The sequence below is a fragment of the Thiocapsa sp. genome, from assembly GCF_035467215.1.
Lineage (GTDB): Bacteria > Pseudomonadota > Gammaproteobacteria > Chromatiales > Chromatiaceae > Thiocapsa.
Genome location: NZ_DATITZ010000225.1, coordinates 19,905 through 42,408 on the forward strand (window position 1 = coordinate 19,905; position 22,504 = coordinate 42,408).

The 22,504-nt window shown below is 65.6% G+C and carries 20 protein-coding genes and 1 tRNA gene; 6 read left to right on the forward strand and 15 right to left on the reverse strand.

The genetic code is table 11. The annotated features are described in order from the left end of the window. Positions 1-20: 20 nt before the first annotated feature. From VLR48_RS12775 to VLR48_RS12805, 7 genes are all read right to left on the reverse strand, one after another. Positions 21-698 (reverse strand): heme-binding protein, encoded by a 678-nt coding sequence (locus tag VLR48_RS12775; protein ID WP_325292159.1) that lies wholly within the window; start codon positions 696-698, stop codon positions 21-23. A gap of 78 nt (positions 699-776) precedes the next feature. Next, positions 777-1,799 (reverse strand): hypothetical protein, encoded by a 1,023-nt coding sequence (locus tag VLR48_RS12780; protein WP_325292160.1) that lies wholly within the window; start codon positions 1,797-1,799, stop codon positions 777-779. 50 nt (positions 1,800-1,849) lie between these two features. Beyond that, positions 1,850-3,079, reverse strand: a complete 1,230-nt coding sequence (locus VLR48_RS12785) for a glycoside hydrolase family 57 (protein ID WP_325292161.1) — start codon at positions 3,077-3,079, stop codon at positions 1,850-1,852. A 125-nt stretch (positions 3,080-3,204) separates the two neighbouring features. Then, a complete protein-coding gene (gene glgX, locus VLR48_RS12790) occupies positions 3,205-5,295 on the reverse strand; it encodes a glycogen debranching protein GlgX (RefSeq protein ID WP_325292162.1) in 2,091 nt (696 codons plus the stop codon). 189 nt (positions 5,296-5,484) lie between these two features. Further along, a complete protein-coding gene (locus VLR48_RS12795; RefSeq protein ID WP_325292187.1) occupies positions 5,485-6,648 on the reverse strand; it encodes an MFS transporter in 1,164 nt (387 codons plus the stop codon). A 200-nt stretch (positions 6,649-6,848) separates the two neighbouring features. Further along, positions 6,849-7,940: a chorismate synthase gene (aroC, locus tag VLR48_RS12800; protein WP_325292163.1), complete on the reverse strand. Its 1,092-nt coding sequence runs from the start codon at positions 7,938-7,940 to the stop codon at positions 6,849-6,851. Between the two features lie 3 nt (positions 7,941-7,943). Beyond that, positions 7,944-9,296 carry a TolC family outer membrane protein gene (locus VLR48_RS12805; protein WP_325292164.1) on the reverse strand — a complete coding sequence of 451 codons (1,353 nt, stop codon included), beginning with the start codon at positions 9,294-9,296 and terminating at the stop codon, positions 7,944-7,946. A 174-nt stretch (positions 9,297-9,470) separates the two neighbouring features. On the opposite strand from VLR48_RS12805, the gene VLR48_RS12810 reads away from it, so the two are divergent. After that, a complete protein-coding gene (locus tag VLR48_RS12810; protein WP_325292165.1) occupies positions 9,471-10,448 on the forward strand; it encodes a hydrolase in 978 nt (325 codons plus the stop codon). Here the strand turns inward: VLR48_RS12810 and VLR48_RS12815 are convergent. Both VLR48_RS12815 and VLR48_RS12820 read right to left on the reverse strand, forming a co-directional pair. Then, the gene (locus VLR48_RS12815; protein ID WP_325292166.1) at positions 10,445-11,287 is read right to left on the reverse strand and encodes a hypothetical protein; all 843 of its coding nucleotides are present in this window, start codon (positions 11,285-11,287) and stop codon (positions 10,445-10,447) included. The two genes, VLR48_RS12810 and VLR48_RS12815, sit on opposite strands and share 4 nt — an antisense overlap. 221 nt (positions 11,288-11,508) lie before the next feature. Next, entirely contained in the window at positions 11,509-13,587 is a 2,079-nt protein-coding gene (locus tag VLR48_RS12820; protein ID WP_325292167.1) for a molybdopterin-dependent oxidoreductase, read from the reverse strand. A gap of 98 nt (positions 13,588-13,685) precedes the next feature. On the opposite strand from VLR48_RS12820, the gene VLR48_RS12825 reads away from it, so the two are divergent. The 4 genes from VLR48_RS12825 to VLR48_RS12840 all read left to right on the forward strand — a co-directional run bounded on the left by VLR48_RS12825 (position 13,686) and on the right by VLR48_RS12840 (position 17,218). Continuing rightward, on the forward strand, positions 13,686-14,438 hold the full coding sequence (locus VLR48_RS12825; protein ID WP_325292168.1) for an ATP-binding cassette domain-containing protein: 753 nt from the start codon (positions 13,686-13,688) through the stop codon (positions 14,436-14,438). 8 nt (positions 14,439-14,446) lie between these two features. Next, a complete protein-coding gene (locus VLR48_RS12830; RefSeq protein WP_325292169.1) occupies positions 14,447-16,051 on the forward strand; it encodes a glycine betaine ABC transporter substrate-binding protein in 1,605 nt (534 codons plus the stop codon). 100 nt (positions 16,052-16,151) lie between these two features. Further along, positions 16,152-16,787, forward strand: a complete 636-nt coding sequence (locus tag VLR48_RS12835) for a Uma2 family endonuclease (protein WP_325292170.1) — start codon at positions 16,152-16,154, stop codon at positions 16,785-16,787. Further along, a complete protein-coding gene (locus tag VLR48_RS12840) occupies positions 16,784-17,218 on the forward strand; it encodes a nuclear transport factor 2 family protein (protein ID WP_325292171.1) in 435 nt (144 codons plus the stop codon). The genes VLR48_RS12835 and VLR48_RS12840 overlap by 4 nt, the downstream gene beginning before the upstream one ends. Positions 17,219-17,378: 160 nt before the next feature. On the opposite strand, the gene VLR48_RS12845 is transcribed toward VLR48_RS12840, so the two are convergent. Continuing rightward, positions 17,379-18,077, reverse strand: coding sequence for a DUF6064 family protein (locus VLR48_RS12845; protein ID WP_325292172.1), 699 nt, complete (start codon positions 18,075-18,077; stop codon positions 17,379-17,381). Between the two features lie 8 nt (positions 18,078-18,085). Continuing rightward, positions 18,086-19,018, reverse strand: a complete 933-nt coding sequence (locus VLR48_RS12850) for an aldo/keto reductase (protein WP_325292173.1) — start codon at positions 19,016-19,018, stop codon at positions 18,086-18,088. A gap of 261 nt (positions 19,019-19,279) precedes the next feature. Between VLR48_RS12850 and VLR48_RS12855 the strand changes: the two genes are divergently transcribed. Next, entirely contained in the window at positions 19,280-20,563 is a 1,284-nt protein-coding gene (locus VLR48_RS12855) for an RNA-binding domain-containing protein (RefSeq protein ID WP_325292174.1), read from the forward strand. Between the two features lie 21 nt (positions 20,564-20,584). Here VLR48_RS12855 and VLR48_RS12860 read toward each other — a convergent pair whose 3' ends face one another. The 4 genes from VLR48_RS12860 to pgsA form a co-directional block, all read right to left on the reverse strand. Beyond that, the gene (locus VLR48_RS12860) at positions 20,585-21,073 is read right to left on the reverse strand and encodes a GNAT family N-acetyltransferase (protein ID WP_325292175.1); all 489 of its coding nucleotides are present in this window, start codon (positions 21,071-21,073) and stop codon (positions 20,585-20,587) included. Continuing rightward, positions 21,061-21,354: a DUF1778 domain-containing protein gene (locus VLR48_RS12865; protein WP_325292176.1), complete on the reverse strand. Its 294-nt coding sequence runs from the start codon at positions 21,352-21,354 to the stop codon at positions 21,061-21,063. The genes VLR48_RS12860 and VLR48_RS12865 overlap by 13 nt, the downstream gene beginning before the upstream one ends. Before the next feature lie 368 nt (positions 21,355-21,722). Beyond that, positions 21,723-21,797 (reverse strand) — tRNA-Gly (locus tag VLR48_RS12870). 129 nt (positions 21,798-21,926) lie between these two features. Beyond that, positions 21,927-22,502, reverse strand: coding sequence for a CDP-diacylglycerol--glycerol-3-phosphate 3-phosphatidyltransferase (gene pgsA, locus VLR48_RS12875; protein WP_325292177.1), 576 nt, complete (start codon positions 22,500-22,502; stop codon positions 21,927-21,929). Positions 22,503-22,504 lie beyond the last annotated feature (2 nt).

Sequence of the window (22,504 nt, forward strand, 5' to 3'; positions counted from 1 at the left end):
TCGGATGGTGCAGCACCCGATCAGGGGTTCGTTCCGGTCTCCGCGACCTCGACCATGACCTCGTTTCGCCGCATGAACCAGAGCGAGAAGGGCGAGTTGTAACGCGCATAGACGGGCGCGGCGACGGGCTTCAGGCCGGCCGCTTCGACTGCACGCAGGAGTCCGCTCTCGTTTTCCCGATAGCTCTTTTCGGTCCAGCGTCCGGAATAGCGCCGCACCGCCATCAGCTTGCCGGGCTCTTCACGCAACTGCACCCGCGGGTCGACCGGCTCGGGCAGGGTGTCCAGTGTAAACCGATCCGGCATGACGAAGCTGACCACGAAGGTCTCGCCCTCGGTCCCGCTCGCCGGGCGCTGCACCACGGGTGCGGTCATCTCGATGCGCTCGCCCTCGCGCACCGCCGGCCGCTGACTGACCGGCGCGGTCATCTCGATCTTGGTATCCGCGCGATTGTCTCCGAAGATGTAGCCGGCAAGGATGCGAAACGCCTGATTCCCGGCCTCGTCGAAGGGGCCGGCGACTTTGGTCTCGGCAACCGCATAGGACGGATAACGGCGTAGCTCGAAATCGGGAAAGGTTCGAACCACCGTGTAATCGGGTTCCTCGACCGCCATCGCTTCGATCACTCCGAACGCCATGAGAAGGGCGCACACCAGGGTCGTGGTCGTGCGCAGGGTCTTGAATCTTGATCCGGTCATCGCAGGTGCCTCTTGTTCCCAGTATCGGGGGTTGACTGTTGGCACGGCCCGGTATCGACATTGTCCGGACCAAGGTGTTCACCTTGTTTCTGAATCGTCGCTTTCGGCGGGGCGTTCGGGCAGATCCGGCGGATGGAGCTGGAAAGCCCGCCGGATCAATTCCGGATCATCGACCCGAATGACGAGCTGAAAGCGACCTCCCGGCCCGACGCGATAAGGGTGTCCGTAGAGGTCGATCAGCGTGCCGGGTGCGGCACAGCCGTTGATGCGCAGCTCGGCCTCGATCAACAGCTCGGTGCCGCCGGGCGTCGGCTGGCCGTAGCGCATCGGCGCGGTCGGCGATGGGCTCGCGCGCCGCTCGGCGGGATGAGCGGGCCCGGGGATGGTGTCTTCGCCCCTTGATGCAGAGACGGCGTCGTGCGGCGCCGGGGCTTCCGAATCGGGATCCGGCGACCTGATCGGCGATTGACCGACGCGATCGGGCTGTATCGGGATCTCGGCGACCGGCGTGACCTCGCGGTCCGGGACACGGCCGAACTCGCGACCGGGGCCGAGCTCAAGGCCCTCACGCCGTCGGGCCAAGACGTCGACGGCGCGGATTCCGGGCTGCTCGGGAACAACACGCGGCGTGCCAATCGGTGCTCGCGCCGGCGATGATGTCGGCTCTGCCGATCCCTGCTGCGGAGGAGCGGTCCGGGGCGTCGCGGGAGGCGCCGCAGCCTCGCTCGACGCAGCGTGGGGTGCCTCGCGTCGCTCGACGGGCGGCTCCAAGCGGATATCGACACGCGCGCCATGATCAAGGGCGTTGGATCGGGCGAGCATCACCCAACCGCCCGACCCATCGCTCAGACCCAACTCGGCGTCGTAACGCGCCGGCCGAGCATCGACCGAAAAGACCTGCTCCCCGTGGCCGCCCGGGCCACGCAGCTGCAGGGCGATTTCGTCCACCTGCGTGGCGCTGTCGCCATGAAGACGCCGCAGACGCAGCACGGGCGCCGCCTTGGCGCCGTCGCGCCCGAAACCGACTGCCGCGGGGATGAGGTCGTCGCCCGAGAGGTGCCAGAAGGCGCAGAGTCCGCCCTCCCCTGCGCTCGCCAGCACGAGATGCGTCCCGCGCTCGCGTAAGGGGAATCGTGGTACCAGCGGCCGTTTCACTCCGGGAGACCGCCCGAACCAAGCCCGGTCGTATCCGCCGGGGACGCCTGCGTGAGCGCGATTTGCGCGTCGTCCAATGCGAGCGACGCGTCATGGGTCCGTGCGTGCAGGTGCGGGATCCAGGAATCGCCCCAGAAGAGAAAACAGCTGGTCTCGGCCTCGAGGATCAAACGACGGGCGCGCGCGAGGTGCTCGCAGCACCGAGCGGTCGCCCCCGCAGATCCACGCTTGAGCTGCCAGTAGCGGGCGCTCAACTGCGCCACCTCCGCGACGGCTTCGCGTTGGCGCTCGCTGCCCGCCCACTGGGAGAGATCCTCACCTGAGGTGGATCCGACGTTCCAGGCGCCGGTCTGGACCTGTGCGTAGGCGGTCGGCATCACCCGACCGAGATAGTCCGCGAGACGGACCGGGATAATCGGGCAGGTCCCGTCGCGGACCTGCTCCATATAAGGCGCGAAGAAGTGGCCGAAGAATCCGGATGGCTCGTGGGTCTGGCGAAACCAGCCGCCGTTCTCGCCGTCCGACCAGGTCGTGACCAGTCGTCTCTCGTCCGGCCTAGGCGAGCCCGCGGTCCGCCACAGGACCTCGTCGCGAAACCAACGTGGATTCAGCCCGCTCTCTTGGGCGTTGGAGACCTCGCGATCGCGCGGGACGACGCTGATGCAGACACCCTCGTGGCATGCGATATAAGGGCGAAAGATATCGCTGATGCCGTCCTCGGGGCGGACGTGCACGCCGTCGACGACCACGTAGTCGTAGCCGGCCTGCACCAGCGCGGGGATCATGGCCATGGTGAAGGCCATCTCCGGGGGCCAAAAGCCGCGCGGGGCGCGACCGAAGACCTGCTCCATCCGTGTCCGCCCCAAGGCAAGCTGCTCGGACCAATCGGCATGCGGGATCAGGGGGAAGATGGGGTGGGAGTAGCCCATGCCGATCAGCTCGATATTGTCGGCCTCGCGGTAGCGCGCGAGCACCTCCGGAATATCCACGATGTGACGATACCGATCGACGATCTCGGGATCGAGGAGCTGCTCGAGCAAGACACCTGAGAAACCGACATGAAGCCGGGCGACGTCGCGATACTGCAGGGCATAGCGCGGCACGCGCTCGTAGCACCTGATGATCTCCTCGGCCTCCCAAGGATTGGCATCGATCAGGAGGCGCAGGTTTCCGGGCGGCTGGTGCATGTGCAACCCGAGGGCGTGATGGATGTCGGTCCGAGTCATGAATCACCACAGTCAGGGGGATGCCTGTATGGATCGTCGGCGGTCGGCCTTCAGCGGGGGATGGGTTCGCTGCGATCTACCCATCCTACGCCCTCGGAGCGTCGGCGCACTTCTCTTCTTTGGGCTCAGCGTCCCTCGAAGATCTGAATACTGCGCGAGCGCACCAGGACGGCGTCTGTTTCGAGCGCGACCTGATCCTCGGGCAGGATGAGATCGGTCGGGCTGGCCCGTCCGGTGTCGAGCGCGGTGTGCCAACGACACTGCTCGATCGCCGGGATCTCGAAGCGCTTCGCCTCGGCATCCATGTTGATGAGGACGCACAGCAAGTCGTCGTCTTGGCGCGCGCGCGCCAAGGTGAAGGCGAGCACCCGCGCGTCCGGGTCGTCCCAGGGCGGATCGCCCGGCGTGGTCCCGTGCCAGACCACATCCGGAAGATCGCTGCCGTTGCGCGGATGTCCGGAGAGGAAGTGGCGGCGACGCAGACTCGCGTGACGCTTGCGCAAGGCGATCAATCCGCGCACGAAGCGCAGCATATCGCCGTTGCGCTCGACCAACGACCAGTCGAACCACCCCAAGGGGTTGTCCTGGCACCAGGTATTGTTGTTGCCTTGCTGGGTGCGCAGCACCTCGTCGCCGGCCAAGAGCATCGGGATACCCTGGCTCATGAACATCAGGGTCAAGAGGTTCTTGGCCTGACGCCTGCGCAGCGCGAGGATCTCGGGATTCTCGGTCTCGCCCTCCACCCCGCAGTTCCAGCTTAGGTTATTGTTGGTCCCGTCGCGATTCTCTTCGCGGTTGGCGCGGTTGTATTTGCGCTCGTAGGAGACGAGGTCCCAGAGGGTGAAGCCATCGTGGCAGGTGACGAAGTTCACGCTGTTGATGGGCTGACGCAGGTTGGCCTGATAGAGGTCGCTGCTGCCCGCAATCCGGGTCGCGATCTCCGGAACCAGCCCCGGGTCCCCGCGAACGAAACGCCGCACGCTGTCGCGAAAACAGCCGTTCCATTCCATCCAGCGGTAACCGGGAAAGCTGCCGACCTGGTACAGACCCGCAGCGTCCCATGCCTCGGCGATGATCTTGGAGGCGTTGAGCGTATCGGAGAGCTCGATCGCCCAGAGCACGGGCGGGTTGGCCATCGGCCGGCCGTCCGAATCCCGCGCCATCGCGCTGGCGAGATCGAAACGGAACCCGTCCACATGCATCTCGCGGACCCAATACTCGAGGGCGTCGATGATGAAGCGGGACACGACGGGGTGATTGGCGTTGACCGTATTGCCGCAGCCCGTGAAGTCCAGATAGATGCGCTTGTCCAGGCTGTCCAGGCAGTAGAAGGTCTCGTTGCCCAGCCCCTTGAAGCTCATGGTCGGGCCGCCGCTGCCGCCCTCGCTGGTGTGGTTGAAGACCACATCCAGGATGACGCCGATCCCGGCCTTGTGCAGGGCCTTGACCATGTCGCGGAACTCGCGCCGATGCGTGCCCTGCTCGGGCGTCACACAGTAGCCGGGGTGGGGCGAGAAGAAGCCGAAGCTGCTGTAACCCCAGAAGTTGCGCAGCCCCGCGTCCCAGACGCCCGGCGGGACATCCTGCTCGTCGAACGCCATGACCGGCATCAACTCGACATGGGTGATGCCGAGGTCCTGCAGATAGGGGATCTTTTCGATCAGGCCCAGGAAGGTGCCGGGATGATGCACGCCCGAGCTGGCATGGCGGGTAAAGCCGCCGACATGCAGCTCGTAGATGATGGTCTGCTCGGTCGGGCGGCGGATCGGCGTGTCGCCCTCCCAGTCGTACTCCTCGGCGAGAACCAAGGCGCGAGGGGAATCATGCGGCTTCACGCCGTTATTCAGGCGATCCCAGCGATCCCAATGCAACAGGTTGACGGCGCGTGCCCAGGGGTCGAGCAGCTCGGTTCCGGCATCGAAACGCCAACCGTGGGCACGGGGCTCGAACGGACCTTCCATACGCCAGGTGTAGTGCGTCCCGGGCGGCAGATCCACGACCAGAACGTGCCAGTAGAAGAAGGTGTGGTTGACCTCCGGATCCAGCCGGATGATCTGAAAGGGCTCAGCGCTGTCCGCGCTGCGATAGAGCAGCAGCTCTGCCCCGCAGGCATGGCGGCTGAACACGGAGAAGTTGACCCCGTCGTCTTCGACGCTCGCCCCGTTGGGATAACGACGACCCGGAAGGATCTGAAAAGGACCTTGATCGACTGGCATGGCTATGATGGCTGAGGTCAAACCGAGCGAGCTCGGTGCGGTTGGCGGCGTCGGCGGACCCGCGAAAGAAAATAGAATAACACGCACCCCTTTAATCCGGTTCCGTGATGAGTCCACGGATGCACGCTGATTGGACCCCGGGATTCGACCTCGGGATGGATGGATTCGGGATGCGAAGGATCCATCCGATCAATGCGCAGACCGGCGGCCGTCAACCTCCCTCGGGGGACGATCCACCCAGCGCCAAGCCGCGAGCAGTCCGAGCGCCGCGGCACCGGATGCGATCCCGAAGCTGACACCGGCGCCCTCGGCGCTCCAGAGCAGACCCCCGATCAGACTACCCAGCGCCCCGCCCGCGCCGAAGCTCAAGCTGTTGTAGAGCGCCTGTCCGCGCCCCTGGGTGCGTCCGCGGAAGTACTGATGGACAAGATGGATCGCCGCGGCGTGAAAGGTCCCGAAGGTGGCGGCGTGCATGAGTTGGGCAGAGATCGCCACCGCCGGGATCGCGACGAAGGCGCCGATCAGCAGCCACCGCACGACCGCGATCGCCAGACTCCAGATCAGGACATGGCGCGCACCGAAACGCTCGAGCAGGTTGCGCATCACCAGAAACACCAGGACCTCGGCGATGACGCCGAGCGCCCAAAGCGCGCCGATCGCCGAGGTCGAGTACCCCACCGCCGCGAGATGAATCGAGTAAAAGGCGTAATAGATCCCGTGACTCGCCTGCATGAGAAAGCAGGCGGCGAGGAATGCCATGACGTCCGGACGCGCCAGGATCGAGCGCAACGACGCGGTGGGATGCTCCCCGGTGACGGGCGCGCTGTCCGGGACGGTCAGGGTCGAGAGCCAGATGCCGACGAAGAGGAGCAGCACCCAGATCGGCACCACGCCCATCGGCGCGGACTCCAACTGAACGCCCAGGATCGCAACCACCAGGATAAACCCGACCGAGCCCCACAGCCGGATCAGGGCATAGCCCGCAGGCCGATGCCCCAGATGATTGAAGGTCACCGCCTCCATCTGCGGAAGGGATGCGTTCCAGAAGAAGCTGAACAGGACCATGGCCGCGGCGATGGTCCAGAAGCCGTCGGCCGGGAAGACGCCGAGGAAGGTCACCGCCGAGACCAGCGAAGCGAAACGGACGATCGGCATGCGCCTGCCGGTGATGTCGACGATATGGCCCCAAAGCATCGGAGCGACGATCTTGGTGCCCACCAGGATCGCCATGAGCTGACCGATCGCCAGGGCGTCGAACCCCTTCGATTGCAGATAAGGCCCCCAAAAGGGCACCAGTGCACCGAGCGCGGCGAAATAGAAGAAGTAGTAGCCGGAGAGTCGCCAGTAAGGCATCGCATCTGGCCAAGCGCCGAACGGCGTCCGCTGTGACATGCTTTCTTTGCGCCCTGGATCGACCTTTAGCCGGCCCATCGGGGGCATCGTCGACGCGGGTCAGTTCATGGAAATCGTGACCGACCCGCGTCGCGCAAACGTCGCGGGCGGGACTGATGCGGGACAGGCACCGAATCGGCTCCCGCCGCCGCGAAACCGGCTCAGGCGGCGATCGACGGGGTGGGCGGCACCACGCCGGCGTTCTGGCCGCGGTGCCGCAGCAGGTGATCCATCAGGACCAAAGCGAGCATGGCTTCGGCGATGGGTGTGGCCCGAATGCCGACGCAGGGGTCATGTCGCCCCTTGGTGACCACCTCCGTAGCCTGACCCGAGGTGTCGATAGTGCGACCCGGCAGCCGGATGCTCGAGGTCGGCTTCAAGGCGATGCGCACCAGCACGTCCTGGCCCGATGATATGCCGCCGAGGATCCCGCCGGCGTGGTTGGAGAGAAACCCCTCGGGGGTCATCTCGTCGCGATGCTCGGTGCCCTTCTGCTCCACGCAGGCAAAGCCGGCGCCGATCTCCACACCCTTCACGGCGTTGATGCTCATCATGGCGTGGGCGATGTCGGCATCGAGCCGATCGAAGACCGGCTCGCCGAGACCCGTCGGCATGCCGCTCGCCACCACCGTGATGGCCGCGCCGATCGAGTTGCCTTCCTTGCGCAGATCGTCCATGTACGCTTCGAGACGCGGCACCGTCTCGGCACAGGGGCAGAAGAAGGGGTTGCGCTCGACCTGATCCCAATCGAGGCTCGCGGGCCGAATCGGGCCGAGTTGCGACAGATAGCCGCGCACCGAGATGCCTGCGTGCTCGGCGAGGTACTTTTTGGCGATTGCGCCGGCCGCGACCCGCACGGCCGTCTCGCGTGCGGAGGATCGCCCGCCGCCGCGATAGTCGCGTCGGCCGTATTTCTGATCGTAGGTGTAGTCGGCGTGTCCCGGGCGATAGCGCGCGGCGATCTCGGAGTAATCCTTCGAGCGCTGGTCCTCGTTGCGGATCAACAGGCCGATCGGAGCCCCCGTGGTGCGGCCCTCGAAGACGCCCGAGAGGATCTCAACCGTATCGGACTCGCGTCGCTGGGTGGTGTGACGTGACTGGCCCGGCTTGCGGCGATCCAGGTCATGCTGCAGGTCCGCCGCTTCAAGCGCGAGCCCGGGCGGACAGCCGTCGACGACACCGCCGATGGCCTGACCGTGACTCTCGCCGAAGCTAGTGAAAACGAAGACCCGCCCGAAGCTGTTGCCGGACATGATTCAGTACGCCAGCGGGGCAATCGTGTCGGCGGGGTTGAGCCAAGCATTGCCGCGCGCGAGGATCTCGCGCGTCAGCGTGCTGGTGGCTTGGTGCAGACGTACGCCGTTGAGGATGTAGTCGTAACGTGAGCTCAAGTAATCGAACTCGGCCTGGAACAACAAACGTTGCGCATTCAGGACATCGACCTGGGTGCGGGTGCCGACCTCTTGGCCTGCCTCGGTGGATTCGAGCGATGACCTCGCCGAGACGACTGCGGCTTGACGTGCCTTCACGTCCTCGATGCTCGAAATGACGCCGCGAAAGGCGTCCTTGACCTGTTGGTCGACCTGCCGCCGTGTCGCATCGAGCTGATCCTGCGAGGCGCGAAAGTTGAACCCGGCCTGGCGCGTCCGCGAGGCGACCGCGCCGCCCTGATAGATGGGCACGTTGAGCGTGAGTCCGACGAACCCGGTGTCCGAATCCGTGTTGAATTCGGCCCCCGAGCGGGCAACGTCGTAGCCGGCCTGCAGGTTCACCGACGGGTAATAGCCCGACTGCTCGATCTGGATCCCCTTCTTGGCCGCACTCACCGCCTCGCTGGCGGCGATGATGCCGTAGTTGGAGCGCCCGGCGGTTTCGGCCCAGATCTCGATGTTGTTGGGCTCGGGCGGGGTCAGCGGCAGCGTGTCGCCGAGTCGCGCGAGCGGCACCTGGATCGGACCGACGATGGTCAGGAGCGCCTGCCAGGCGTTGTCGAGATCGTTCTTCGCCGTGATCAGGTTGGCGCGCGAGCGGTCGTATGCGGCCTGGCTGTCGTTCACATCCGTGATGGCGACCAAGCCGACCTCGAAGCGTTGCCGGGATTGCTCGAGCTGACGCTCGTCGGCGCGCACCAGCGCTTCCTGCACGGTCACCGCATCGGCGGCGCGCAAGACCCCGAAATAGCGATCCGCCGTATCGACCATCAAGGTGATCTGGGCGTCGCGGTATTGGGCCTCGGCCTGCGCGATGATGTTGTCGGTCTGCTTCAGGGTCATCCAGTTGGCCCTGTTGTAGACCGTTTGACTGACGACGGCCTGGGCACCCTGGGTGCTGAAGCTATCGTTTCTGCTGAAACTCGTCCCGAAACTGCTGGTTCCGCTCGCATCGACGTTTTGATAGTCCGCCGTGCCCACGACGCTCAGATTCGGCAAGAGAAGGGATCGGGCCTGAGGCTTGACCTCGCGCGTTGCGAACAGCTCCTGCTCGGCTTGACGGATCTGGGGGTCGCTCTGAACCGCCAGGTCGTAGATCTGCAGGAGATCCTCGGCTTGGCTCGCCGATGCCAGACCGCAAAGCAATGCGGCGATCAGGGTCGAAAGGCGTGTTCGCATGTTGAATTCCTTGGTCGGGCTCGCGGGGTCAGGTGATACCCTGAAGGCTATCAGTATAGGGGACAACAGGGCCGGCTCTCAATCCGACGCCCCTCGAACAACCCGACTCGGCTGTCGCTCCATTGGTCTCGGGCGGATGTCGAATCGGCTGGATCACCGGAGATATCGTAGGCAATGGGCTTGATCACACGCAGCACCTTCAGGCCGGCCTGGTGGCTTCCCGGAGCACACCTGCAGACGCTTTGGCCGAGTCTGTCGCGACCTCGTCCGCGACCCGATCTCGCGCGCCGACGCATCGAGCTGACCGACGGGGACTTCATCGATCTGGCGATCGGCCATGGCGCAGGGCCGCGGGTCCTGGTGATTCATGGCCTAGAGGGCGGGCTCGAATCGCACTATGCGGCGACCCTGGTCGCCCGCCTGGAGCACGAGGGCTATCAACCGATCTTCATGTTCCTGCGCGGCTGCTCCGAGGAGGCGAACCGGCTCGACCGTGCCTATCACTCGGGCGCCACCGAAGACCTCGCGGAGGTGCTGGCCGTCCTTGCAGGCGATCCCCAAGGTCCGCCCGCCGCCGCGATCGGTTTCTCGCTCGGCGCGAACCTGCTGCTGAAATACCTCGGCGAGACGGAGCAGCCCGCCGTCGGATCGGCCATCGCGGTGTCGGTCCCCTTCGTGCTGCGCGATGCCATGCTCAGGCTGGATATCGGATTCTCCAAGATCTATCGGCGCTATCTGCTTGGAAAGCTTAAGGTCAGCCTGCGGCGAAAGTTCGCGGGGCGACGCTTCCCGCTCGACGTCGATCTCGATGCGATCCGGGACTTCAACGCCTTCGACGACCGGGTCACGTCCCCGTTGAACGGGTTCGAGGGCGTCTTCGATTACTACAGCCGCGCGAGCTGCCGGCAGTATCTGCCGTCCATCCAAACGCCGACACTCATCATCCAGGCCGTCGATGATCCCTTCATGTTTCCGACCACGATTCCTTGGGCGCATGAACTCGGCCCCGGGATCACCTTGGAGCTCGCCGATCACGGGGGTCATGTCGGCTTCATCGACGGCCCCTGGCCGTGGCGTGCGCATTATTGGCTCGAAGACCGGATCATCCGAGGTCTGAGCGAGACAGGTCCGCCGCGCCGGGTCAAGGGTTAAGCCGGGGTCCGCCCGGTCAGTCTCCGCAGAACGTCCAGACCGGCATCCTTGTCCGAGCAGCGCAGGATGGCGGACCGATCAGCCGTGCGGGTGTCGAGATCGACCCGGACGCCTTGCTCCGCCGCAGCCTTGCGCTGCGCCTCGTCGATCGCGACCTCGCCGAAGACGGAGATCACGAAGCCGCCCGGGATCGGCGGCGGCGGCGCGAGATCGACCCCGTCGACCAGCGCGACCCACGCCGGGATGAAGTCAGGACCGTAAAAGTCGAAGAACCCGTTCGAGCCCCGCAGATGCACCTCGATCGGTCGTCCGCCGATCATCTCCAGGTTGCACAGACCGCTGTAACCCCTTAAATGGCAGGCGACCCATTCCGCAATCAACGGCTCCAAGTCCGGAAGAGCAGCACCGACCTCCCAGTAGATCGGGCGCTCTCGGTCCTTCTCCTCCGAGCCGCGCGTATGGGCAAACCAGACCGCCTGCCCGTCCTGCACCAGGCAATCGCTGCTGGTGTGCGGCCCTTCGAGCCGCTCGCTCCAGAAGCTACCCGGCTCGTTCGGCACGGCATCCGCCGGCACCGCACGCGCTCGGACGGCCATACCGGCAAGGTTGACGATCGGTTTCACGAAGACCTGCGCATCCGGGCCGATCCCGCAGTCGCGTGGGTCGACACCGCAGGGCGCCGCGCGCAGACCCGCGTCGAGCGCGAGCGAGAGCTTGTCGTAGACCTGTCGATGCGCCGGGTTCAAACGCCAGGCGGCGGCGTCATTCACCCCGACATCGCGTCGGGGCGATGGCTGAAACAGATGCTCACGTTCGGGTAAGACGCCGATGAAGGGCACGATTCGGGGGCCTCGGGTTCGGGGTTCGGGGTTCGGGGTTCGGGGTTCGGTTTAGCCTCCTGCCTCCTGGCTCCTGCCCCTCCAGCCGGGATGGTGCTGGGCTGGGGGCGTGAGCCTTCGAGGTCTTTTCGATCTCGAAGGGCTGATGGCTGATAGCTGATAGCTGATAGCTGATAGCTGATAGCTGGTCGCAGGAGGCTGGAGGCAGGCGGCTGGAGGCTCTAAACCACCCGCTCCACCTGACACAACAGCGACTTGAACGGCGGAAACCCGCTGATGGGATCCAGATGCCGATCGTCGGTCAGCTCGTTGATATTGGCGTCGTTGCGACCGTGGGTGCAGTGCACGACACCCGGCTTGATCCGATCGGTCACCTTGGCGACGAAGCGCACCGCACCGCGCGGCGAGCTGATCATGACGGGATCGCCGTTCTCGATGCCGCGCGACGCGGCATCGTCCGGGTGGATCTCGGCCAGCGGGTGCGGGATCGCGCGGCGCATCCGATCGATATAGTTGTGCTGCGAATGGGTGTCGAACTTGGTGCGCGCCCCGCTGGTTAAGACGAGTGGATAGTCGACCGCCAGCGCGGGTGTGGAGATCGGGCTCTCGGCCGGCTCGCGATAGATCGGCAGACCGTCGTGACCGGCCTCGCGCAGCTCGATCGAGTCGAACTCGACCTTGCCGGACCGCGTCCGGAAACCGCGCAGCCGGTAGAGCCGATCGGCGTCCATGAACCCGTGCTCGACCAGATCCTCGATCGCCTCGGCATAGACGACTACGCCGTCCGGATTGTCGTAGACCTCCCGGCGGATCTCTTCCGGGATACCCTCCGCCGCCTCGGCCCAGGAGGCCGCGAGATCGCCGTTCCAGAACTGCTCGGCCATGCCCAGACGCACACCGAGCTGCAGAAAGATTTCGCCGTCCGGCCGGGCCTCGCCCTTGGGTGCGACGACCGGCCGGCGATAGCGGAGCTCGCCCTGATAGGCGCAGCCGGGATAGGCGATCAGCGCGGGACGCTCCAGACTGGTCGCCGCGGGCAGCACGAAGTCGGCCATCCGCGTCGCCGGGTTGTGGAAGAAGTCAGTGGCGACGAAGAAGTCAAGCGCGCCGAGCGCCTGCTCCATCCGCTTGGAATTGGGCCACATAGCCGTGTTGATGCCCATCGCCAGCAGGGCGCGGATGCGTTGCGGGCGCCCGTCCAGGATGCAGTCGGGCAGCAGCATGCTCTGGGCCGCCGGCCAATAGCGGGTCCAGACCGGATAGACCTCGTCGCCGACGCGCGGCGGAAGATGGGTGCGGCAGTAGTCGAACAACTCGATCGGCTTGGGCGTGGCTTTGTCGTTGAAGAAACGGTTGCCGCCCTCGCGATCCAGGTTGCCTGTTACCGCCGAGAGCAGGATCACGGCCCGATGGTTCTGGAAGCCGTTGCTGTGCTGTACCGTCGCGGTCGGGGAAAGCGTGATCTGCGCCGGCGGGGTGGTCGCGAACAGCTCCGCAGCAGTACGCAGATCCTGTTCCGCGATCCCGCAGATCTCGGCGACACGCGCGGGCGTAAAATCACGGACATAGTCTCGGAAGCCTTCGACGCCGTTGGCCCATTCGTCCAGGAAGGCCTGATCCTGCCAGCCGTTCTCGAAGATCAGATGATGAAAGCCCAAGGCGAGTGCGCCGTCTGTCCCGGGTCGAATTGCCAGATGGATATCGGCCTCCTCGGCGAGCGGCGTGCGTCGCGGATCCACCACGATGAGGGTCTTGCCCGGCCGGCGCAGCACGAGCGGGTGCGTATCGAAAGGCGGGATCGAGCCGCGCGGATTGGTCGACCAGATGAGATGACAGCGCGTCTTCGGCGAGACCACCGTGGACGTGGTCTTGATCTTGTAGCCGAAGGTCACCTTCTCGGCCACCATGGTCGCGGAGAAGCAGCAGCCGCTCTCGGTCAGGTAGTTGGGCGAGCCGAAGGCATGCGCCAGACGTTGTAGCTGGGGCCTCGCCTCCTTGGTGTAGCCGGCGAAGAAGCCCACGGCCGGTGCGCCGTGCTCGGCCTTCGCGGCGCTCAGGCGCTCGGCGATGGTGTCGAGCCCCTCGTCCCAGGAGACCCGCTCGAACTCGCCGCTCCCGCGGGGCCCGACGCGTTTGAGCGGATAGAGGATGCGGTCGGGATGATTGCGCCGGTCCAGCTGCACATAGCAGCGCGGACAATCAGGGCCTTGGACGCGGATTGGCTCGCCGTCGTCGTCGAGCTCGACCTGAATCCCGCAGTTGGCATCACACTCGTAACAGGTACTGGTTTTCCACGACATACGACGAGAATCCTGAGGCTCCCTTTAGCGATGCACTGGAATTCGAGCCGATAGGCACGAATTCAAGCGGCTCATGCACAGTCGACGGGAATCAACCGATGCTGCGATTCGAAGAGGTCTTCAAGGACTATGGCGGGACACCGGCGTTGGCGGGAGTCGATCTGGATGTCCCGGAGGCGCAGACCACGGTCCTGATCGGCCCGAGCGGTTGCGGCAAATCCACGTTGCTGCGCCTCGCCGCCGGGCTGATTCGGCCCGATCGCGGCCAGGTGTGGTTCGAGGGCGCTCGGCTGGACACCGGGAACCTGCGCCCTGCCCGGCTGCGCATGGGCTACATGATCCAGGACGGCGGTCTCTTCCCGCATCTGAGCGTGCGCGACAACGTGACCCTGATGGCGCGCCGGCTGGATTGGGCGCGCGAGCGTCGCGAGGAGCGTCTCGCTGCGCTTGCGGACCTGGTGCAACTCCCCAGCGCGATGCTGGCGCGCTATCCGATCGAACTCTCGGGCGGTCAGCGTCAGCGTGTCGCCCTGATTCGCGCACTCATGCTCGACCCCGATCTGCTGCTGCTCGACGAGCCGCTCGGCGCGCTTGACCCCATGATCCGCTTCGAGCTCCAACGCGAGCTCAAGGCGATCTTCGGCCGACTCGGCAAGACGGTGCTGATGGTGACGCATGACCTGGCCGAGGCGGTCTTCTTCGGGCATCGGATCGTCCTGCTGCGTGCCGGTCGCATCGTCCAGCAGGCCGAGCCGCAGGTGATCCTCGACAGTCCTTCCGAGCCCTTCGTCGCGCAGTTCGTGGCGGCGCAGCGCGAGCCGCAGCGGGTTTTGCTGGGAGCGGGAGGATGAGGCGCGGCATGTTGCGAACGGCCTCCAGCCGCCGGCTTCCGGCCACCGGCCTTGCGCTTGCGACGCTCGTCGCCTTGCTGCTCGCGGTCGGACCCGTCGCCGGGTCGGCCGAGCCCTCCGCGGAGGATTCGACACCCCGTCCGGTCGTCATCGGCTCGAAGAAGTTCACCGAGTCGGTCATCCTGGGCGAGACGCTGCGCCTGCTCGCGCTCGACGCGGGTCATCCGGCGCGTCATCGCGCCGAGCTGGGTGGGACACGCATCCTCTGGGGTGCGCTGCTGAGCGGCGAGATCGACGTCTATCCGGAATACAGCGGCACGCTGGTGCGCGAGATCCTCTCCGGCGAGGACGTGTCCTCGCCCGAATTGCTGGAGGCGGCGCTCGCAGCCCGCGGAGTCCGATCATCGGCCTCGCTCGGCTTCGAGAACACCTACGCGATCGCCGTACCTGAGCCCTTGGCGGAGCAGCGCGGCCTGCAACGCATCTCCGACCTGCGCGAGCATCCGGATCTGCGGCTAGGCTTCAGCAGCGAGTTTCTAGAGCGCGCCGACGGCTGGCCGGGCTTGAGACAGCGCTATCGGCTCCCGCAGGCCCGCGTGCAGGGCCTGGATCACGATCTGGTCTATCGCGGCATCGCCGCCGGGCATCTCGACGTGACGGTGGTCTACACCACGGATGCCGAGATCGCCCGCTACGGGCTGCGCATGCTCGAGGACGATCTCGGCTATTTCGAGGACTACCAAGCGATCCTGCTCTACCGGGCGGAGCTGGCCGAGGAGGCGCCGGACGCCCTGGCCGCCTTTCGCCGTCTCGAGGGCGCGATCGACGCGCCGACCATGGCGGGCATGAACGGTGCGGTGAAGCTGGAGGGCGATTCGGAGCAGGCGGTCGCCGCGCGCCTCTTGTCGGAGGGACTCGGGCTTGCGGTGGCGATCTCCGGCCAAGGCTTTTGGAGCCAACTGGGTCAGCGCACCCTCGAGCATCTGGGACTGGTCGGGGTCTCGCTCGGCGCGGCCGTCCTCTTCGCCGTGCCGCTCGGCGTGCTGGCTGCACAGCAGGCGCGCCTCGGTCATCTGATCCTCGGCATCACCGGGATGATCCAGACCATCCCCTCGCTCGCGCTCTTCGTCTTTCTCATCCCCTGGCTCGGGATCGGCTGGCTGCCGACGGTGGTCGCACTCTTTCTCTACAGTCTGCTCCCGATCGTGCGCAACACCCACGCCGGGCTGATGGACATCCCGGTGCCGATCCGCGAATCGGCAGACGTCATCGGGTTGACCCGCGGCGCACGCCTGCGCTTGATCGAGCTGCCGCTGGCGGCCAATACCATCCTGGCCGGGATCAAGACCTCGGCCGTGCTCAATGTCGGCACCGCCACGGTCGCGGCACTCATCGGCGCCGGCGGTTACGGACAGCCGATCCTCACCGGGATTCGCCTGGACGACACCGCACTCATCATGCAGGGCGCCGTCCCGGCCGCACTCCTCGCACTCGGGCTCCAAGGGCTCTTCGAGTTCGCCGAGCGTTGGGTGGTGCCGCGCGGCCTGCGGTTGAAACCGACGGACGGGGTCAAGGCGGACGCGGATCCCGATCCCGAAAGACCCCGGCCTTAAGCGTGCCCAGTGTCCTTGCCGCGGCTCGGGCAGGCGACTAACCTTCGAATCGACAGCGGCTCGAGCACCCCATGCGATCTCACCGAGAGCAACCACAGCCATGATGCCCGCCAACCACCCGTCGGCCGCCTGCGACACCGACCATGTCGATCAGCGTGTCTTCCTGCGCGACGTCGGCTGGGACGACTACGAGGCCATCCTCTCCGCCCGTGGGGACGACGGCGGGGTGCGCATAACCTATTTCAACGGCGAGCTGGAGCTGATGACGCCTTCCGTCGATCACGAATCACTCAAGAAGCGGCTTGCCCGTCTGCTCGAGACCTATGCAGAGGTTAGGAACATCGAGCTCGAAGGCTACGGCTCCTGGACCCTGAAGGAAAAGGCGAAGCGGCTCGGTGCCGAAGCCGACGAGTGTTATCTGGTGGGCCCGGTCCGTCGGACGCCGAAGGTCCTGGATATTGCGATCGAGGTGATCTGGACCAGCGGCGGTATGAACAAGCTCGCGGTCTATCGCGGACTCGGCGTACCCGAGGTCTGGTTCTGGGAGGACGGCACCCTGCGCTTCTTCTTCCTGCAGGACGAGACCTATCTCTCATCGACCTGCAGCCGCGCGCTGCCTGAGTTGGATCCCGCGCTCATCGTGCGCTGCATGGGCGAGCCCACCCAGACACGCGCGATCCGGGCGTTGCGCGCCACGCTCCTCGGTACCCCGGCGGCACCGGATTCCGGCCGATGAGCCGATTCCAGACCCCGGACGACGTCGAAGCCGCCTTCTATGCCGCCTTCCAGACCCTCGACATCGCCTTGATGGGAGCGGTCTGGGCGGAGGAGCCAAGCCCGGTCTGTGTCCACCCCGGCGGCGATCTCCTGCAGGGTCGCGGCGAGGTCCTCAGCAGTTGGCGCGAGGTCATGACCGGGGCCGAGCGCCCCGAGCTGCACTTCCGCGTGATCCAACGCACGGCGACCGACGGCCTTGCCGTGCATCTGGTCGAGGAGCTGATTCGCCCGAGCCGCTCGCGCGAGGAACCCAACCGAATCCTGGCGACGAACGTCTACCGTCACACGGCAGAGGGCTGGCGAATGACCGCCCATCACGCCTCCTTGCCGCTCATGCGCAAGCGACCCGCTACGGCGACGTCCGAGACCCCGAAGCCGCGGATGCACTGAATCCGTCGGACCCGGCTCCGCCGGTCGCCTCCCGGTTGTGCGAGTCCGCCGACGGTTGGTTGTCCCTCCTCGCATGGGTCGGCGCAACCTACAGCCTTCGCAATGCCCGGAAAACCAGTAGCGCCTGTAGGGGCGAATTTATTCGCCCCTGATATGCCTGCTAGATCCTCTCCCGGAATTCACCTTGGGGGCCTTTGAGCCGGCTTCGCCCGGAAACCCATGACCAAGCGACGACGCCCAGGTAGAGCGCCGCGGCAAGCGGCATGAGCGCCCAGGTCGGAACCCCCAAGACCCAGAGCGTCGCCCCGCTGATCAAACACCAAGCGAGCGGGATGATCGACAGCAGCCAGCGCAGCGGATGGCGCACGAGCAGTAGAAAGCCCAGTGTTGCGACGACTGTCGGATCCGGTGCGCTGCCGAAAACCTCAAGACCGTACCAAGGGCGGCCGGACAAAAGCCCGAGCAGGGGTTGCAGCGCCAAGGCGAAGAGGAGAATCCAGAGCCCCGGACCGGGATCCCGATCCGTAGCTTCCGAGCCCACGATCGGACCCCGCCCGAGCACGACCGCCATGAGGACGCCCTGCAACACGAAGCCGATCCCGAAATAGACCCCTGGCCAGCTCAGAGGCGCGTACCAGTGGATCTGAAAAACCCAGCCGACCCAAATCCAGCAGGCCGCGGTCAGTAGAAACGGTGCCCGCAGCACCCATCCCTCTGCCCGACGCGCCGTGACCAAGGCCGTGAGACCCATCGCCAGCCCGATGATCGGCACCGGCCAGACCCCGATGTTGTAGCGCTCGAACAGCCTGAAATAGGTCTCGCGCGAAAACGGAATCAGGTCGACGAGGGAATAGCTCAAGAGGTCCATCAGAGCGCCGCGACGTCTGCGGCCATGCGGCGTCGCAGCGCCGCATCCGGCAGGGCACCGCGCGCCGCGGCCATGTTCTCCTCCATGTGGTCCACCCGGCTGGTTGCCGGGATGACACAGGTCGCCGCCGGGTGCGAGACGATGAACTTCAGCAGGACCTGCGACCAGTCGGTGCAGTCGATCTCGCGCGCCCAACCCGGCAAGGGGTGACGCTTGACACGATCGACCAGGGCGCCGCCCTGAAAAGGCCGATTGGCGATCACCGCGATCCCCCGCTCAGCAGCCAACGGAAGCAGGCGGGCCTCGGCCTCGCGATCCGCGATGTTGTAGGTCAACTGCACGAAATCGATCGGCTGCGTCTGCATGATCTGCGCAAGCTCGGCGTGACGGCGCCCGTGCGAGGTGGTGATGCCGATATAGCGCACCTTGCCGTCGGCCTTCATCGCCGATAGGGTCTCCAGATGGCCTCTCCAGTTCAGCAGGTTATGAACCTGCAGAAGATCCAGCCGCGGCAGACCCCAGAGCCGCTCGGACGTGGCGATCTGCTCGATACCCTCCGCGGTCGAGGAGGTCCAGACCTTGGTCGCCGAGAACAATCCCGCGGGGCGATCCAGTCGCGCCAAGCAGCCGCCGACGACCGCCTCGGCCGTGCCGTACATGGGCGAGGAGTCGATCATGCCGCCGCCTGTAGCGAAGAAGGCACGCAGGACATCGGTGCGCGCATCCCGCGCCACCGGGTCGTCGCCGACGTTGAAGGTAATCCAGGTCCCCATGCCGATGACCGGCAAGGGCTCGCCGGTCGAGGGGATGGGCTTGGTGAGGGGCTGCCCGTCCGACGCCCGCGCCTGACCCGGGAGCTTCAGGAAGGACAGAGGCGCGACTGCGAGGGCCGCGAGAAAGGCACGCCGACTCGATACGCAAGATCGATCCATAGATAGCCTCCAGAAACCGTCCGCCGAGCGGACTCGAGCATTCCGGAGTTTGACCATGATCGCGGGGATGGTTGCACAGAGTCGACGAGGTGCCGGCCTTGGAATGCGCACCTTGGGGCGCGCAAGTACACTACATGACGGCAAACCCGCGCATCGGAAAGGCGGATACTCGCGGAGCGAGGCTCGATCGCATCACCCCGAGAGGGAACCGGCTTTCGGGTCCTTCATGCCCTTCATGGTTCGCATCAAAAAGGCATCGGCATGACCAAAACCGAACTGCTCGAATTGATCAAAAACGGCGAGAACTCCGGCGTGGAGTTCAAACGCGACGACGTGCGCCCGGAGCAGCTCGCCAAGGAGATCGTGGCGCTGGCCAACTTTCAGGGCGGCGTGATCCTCCTCGGGGTGGAGGACGACGGGGCCATCACCGGCATCCAGCGTGAGCATCTCGAGGAATGGGTGATGGAAACGGTCTTCGGGCGCTACGTGCATCCGATGATCCTACCGTTCTTCGAGACCGTGCGGCTGGATGACGGACACCGGGTGGCCGTCATCTCGCTCACGCAGGGGACGGCCAAGCCCTACGTGGTGCGCGACAAGGACCGGGAGGAGATTTACGTCCGCGCCGGGAGCACGTCGCGCAAGGCATCGCGCGAGCAACAGGCGCGGCTCTTCGCACTCGGGGGCATGCTTCACGCGGAGCTGCTGCCGGTGTCCGGCACCGGGCTTCAAGACCTCGACCTGGAGCGACTGCACGACTACCTGGCCCAAGTGCTCAATGATCCCGAGGTGCCGGCAGATCCGGCCAGCTGGACGAAACGCCTCGTGGGATTGGGGTTCATGACGGAGCGACCGGGCGGCGAGCCGGTGTGCACCATCGCCGGCACCCTGCTCTTCGGGCGTCGGCCACGCTGGGCGCTCCGTCAGGCCGGGGTGCGCTGGATGGCCTTTCCCGGCGACACGATGGGCTATGTCGCAAGCGACGATCACATCCTGGACGAGCCCCTGGTGGGGCTCTGGCGCACGCGCGACGGCAGCCGTGTCTTGGAACGCGGAGGACTCCTGGAGTCCCTCATGGATCGGATGCGACCCTTCGTTTCGGCGGAATCCGCCGAGCTTGCGGACGGGGTGCGCCGAGAGCGGCGCTGGCACTATCCACAGGCAGCAATGCGCGAGGCACTGGTAAACGCCCTCGCCCATCGCGACTGGACGCGCATCGAGGATGTGGAGGTCGTGTCCTATGCGGATCGGTTGGAGGTCCGCAGCCCCGGCGCCCTGCAGAACTCCATGACCGTGGAGAAGATGCTCGCCGGTCAGCGCTCGCCCCGCAACCCACTGCTCGTCGACGTGCTGCGCGACTACGGCTACGTGGACGCGCGCGGCATGGGGGTGCTGAGCAAGATCGTTCCCCTCTTGCGGCAACACAACGGGGTGGATCCGGAATTCGCGGCGACCGAGGACTATCTCCTGGTGCGGTTCTGGCGGAATGCCGAAGCCGGAGCGAAGGCATCGGGAGCTGATAAACAAGCGGTAGCCGCGGACTGACGCCGTTCTACCCCACGGCACCTAAGACCGCTTGAAGGACAACACAAGCGTCAAGGGGTTTGTCGGCGACGGGACGAATCCGTAACGGACGTAAAAGGCCGCGGCCGCAAGTGATAGGGCATGCACCAGGAGTCCGCGAATGCCAAGGATCATGCTCGCGGCCCGGGTGCGCTCGACGGCATCGCGGAGCAACGCGACACCGAGGCCCCGTCCCTGCCAGGTCCGATCGACGGCCAACCGACCCAAGATCGCCATAGGAATGGGGTCAGGCATATTGCGCCGGATGGACGCGGGCGCCTCGCGCAGCGCCAGCGCGCCCGAGGCCAAGCAGTAATACCCGACCACTGCCCCCGCAGCTGAAACGACGTAGGTGCGCGATGCGCCGCTGACCTGATTGTTCCGGGCGCGGCGGATCAACCACTCGTCGAGCGGCTGGACACCGGAGGAAAAACTATCGACTCGATGAGTTTCGGAAAGCGGCGCGGGGGCTTCGAGGGTCACGCCTTCCATGGGCTCGGGGCGGCCATCAGACGCTCGTAACCCGCTCCTCCCGGGGGATGGTCCAGCACAGCCAGGAAGTAGTCGTACGTCTCCCGATCGACCCTCACGAGCGTCTGGTCGAGCAGCGTCTCCTCCGCGGCCCGCCGGGCGGCGTCGATCATGAAATCGGAGCGCGTCCGACCCTGGATCCTGGCGGCCTGATCGATCAGGTCTCGAATCTCTTCCCGAACCCGAAGGTTTACGGCTCGGGTGGTTGGTTCTGGGTTGGCGGTGGACGGTGAAGCGGGCATGGCGCACCTTGGCTTTAGGATTGGAATGCAGGGTCGACACACATCGTATATCGGGCACCCAAGATGTCAATCGTGTCGGGCTGTTGGCCCGCCCTGGTCCATCAACCTAGATCCGTCAGTTGATCGCTTCGTGCCGCATGCAAGGATTTGACGTCGTTGACGATCTTTCTCATCTGACGCCTCACCCGCCGGGTGATGGCCGCTACGGCCGGATCTAGGATCAACGGTCTGCGGCCTGCCTTCGCAGCTATTCGGGATCGTGGCCTCCGAAGGCCATAACCACTATCCGATCGCCGAAAATTTTGGGCACCGTTTCGCCACGCAAACAAAAGCCGGCTCAAGGCCGGCTTCTATTGTCTTGAGAAATTTGGAGCGGGAAACGAGATTCGAACTCGCGACCCCAACCTTGGCAAGGTTGTGCTCTACCACTGAGCTATTCCCGCTTTGGAGCCGCGTATTTTAATGCCTTTCGCGATGCTGTCAACCCCTCGATTGCATCCGATCTCGCGGCGCGCAGGGGCGGTGTGGACAAGGCACACCTGACGGCTTCGCGCCATCGCTCGAGGCCGGACTCAACCACGCCCCTCGACATCGACCTGACCCGACAGGCTCGGCCAAGCGGCGCGCAGATAGAGCACCATCGACCAGAGTGTCAGGACGGCGGCGACGTAGAGAAGAACGACACCCAACCCGTAGACCCAGGGTCCGAAGACGGTGTCGCGCAGGATCAGGAGCACGATCGAGATCATCTGTGCCGTGGTCTTGATCTTGCCGGTCATGGAGACGGCGACCTTGGCGCGCGCACCGATCTCGGCCATCCACTCGCGCAGTGCGGAGACCGTGATCTCGCGTCCGATGATGACCATCGCGGGGAGCGCCAAGAGGGTGCGGGGGTCGTACTGAACGAGCAGGACGAGCGCGACCGCGACCATCAGCTTGTCGGCGACCGGATCGAGGAAGGCGCCGAGCGGCGAGGTCTGCTCCCAGAGACGCGCAAGATAGCCGTCGAGCCAATCGGTCAGAGCGGCCGCACCGAAGACCGCAGCGGCGACGTAGGGCGCCCAAGGTGCCTCGATATAGAAGACGACGACGAACACCGGAATCAAGACAATCCGGAGCATCGTCAGCAGGTTGGGGATATTCCACATAC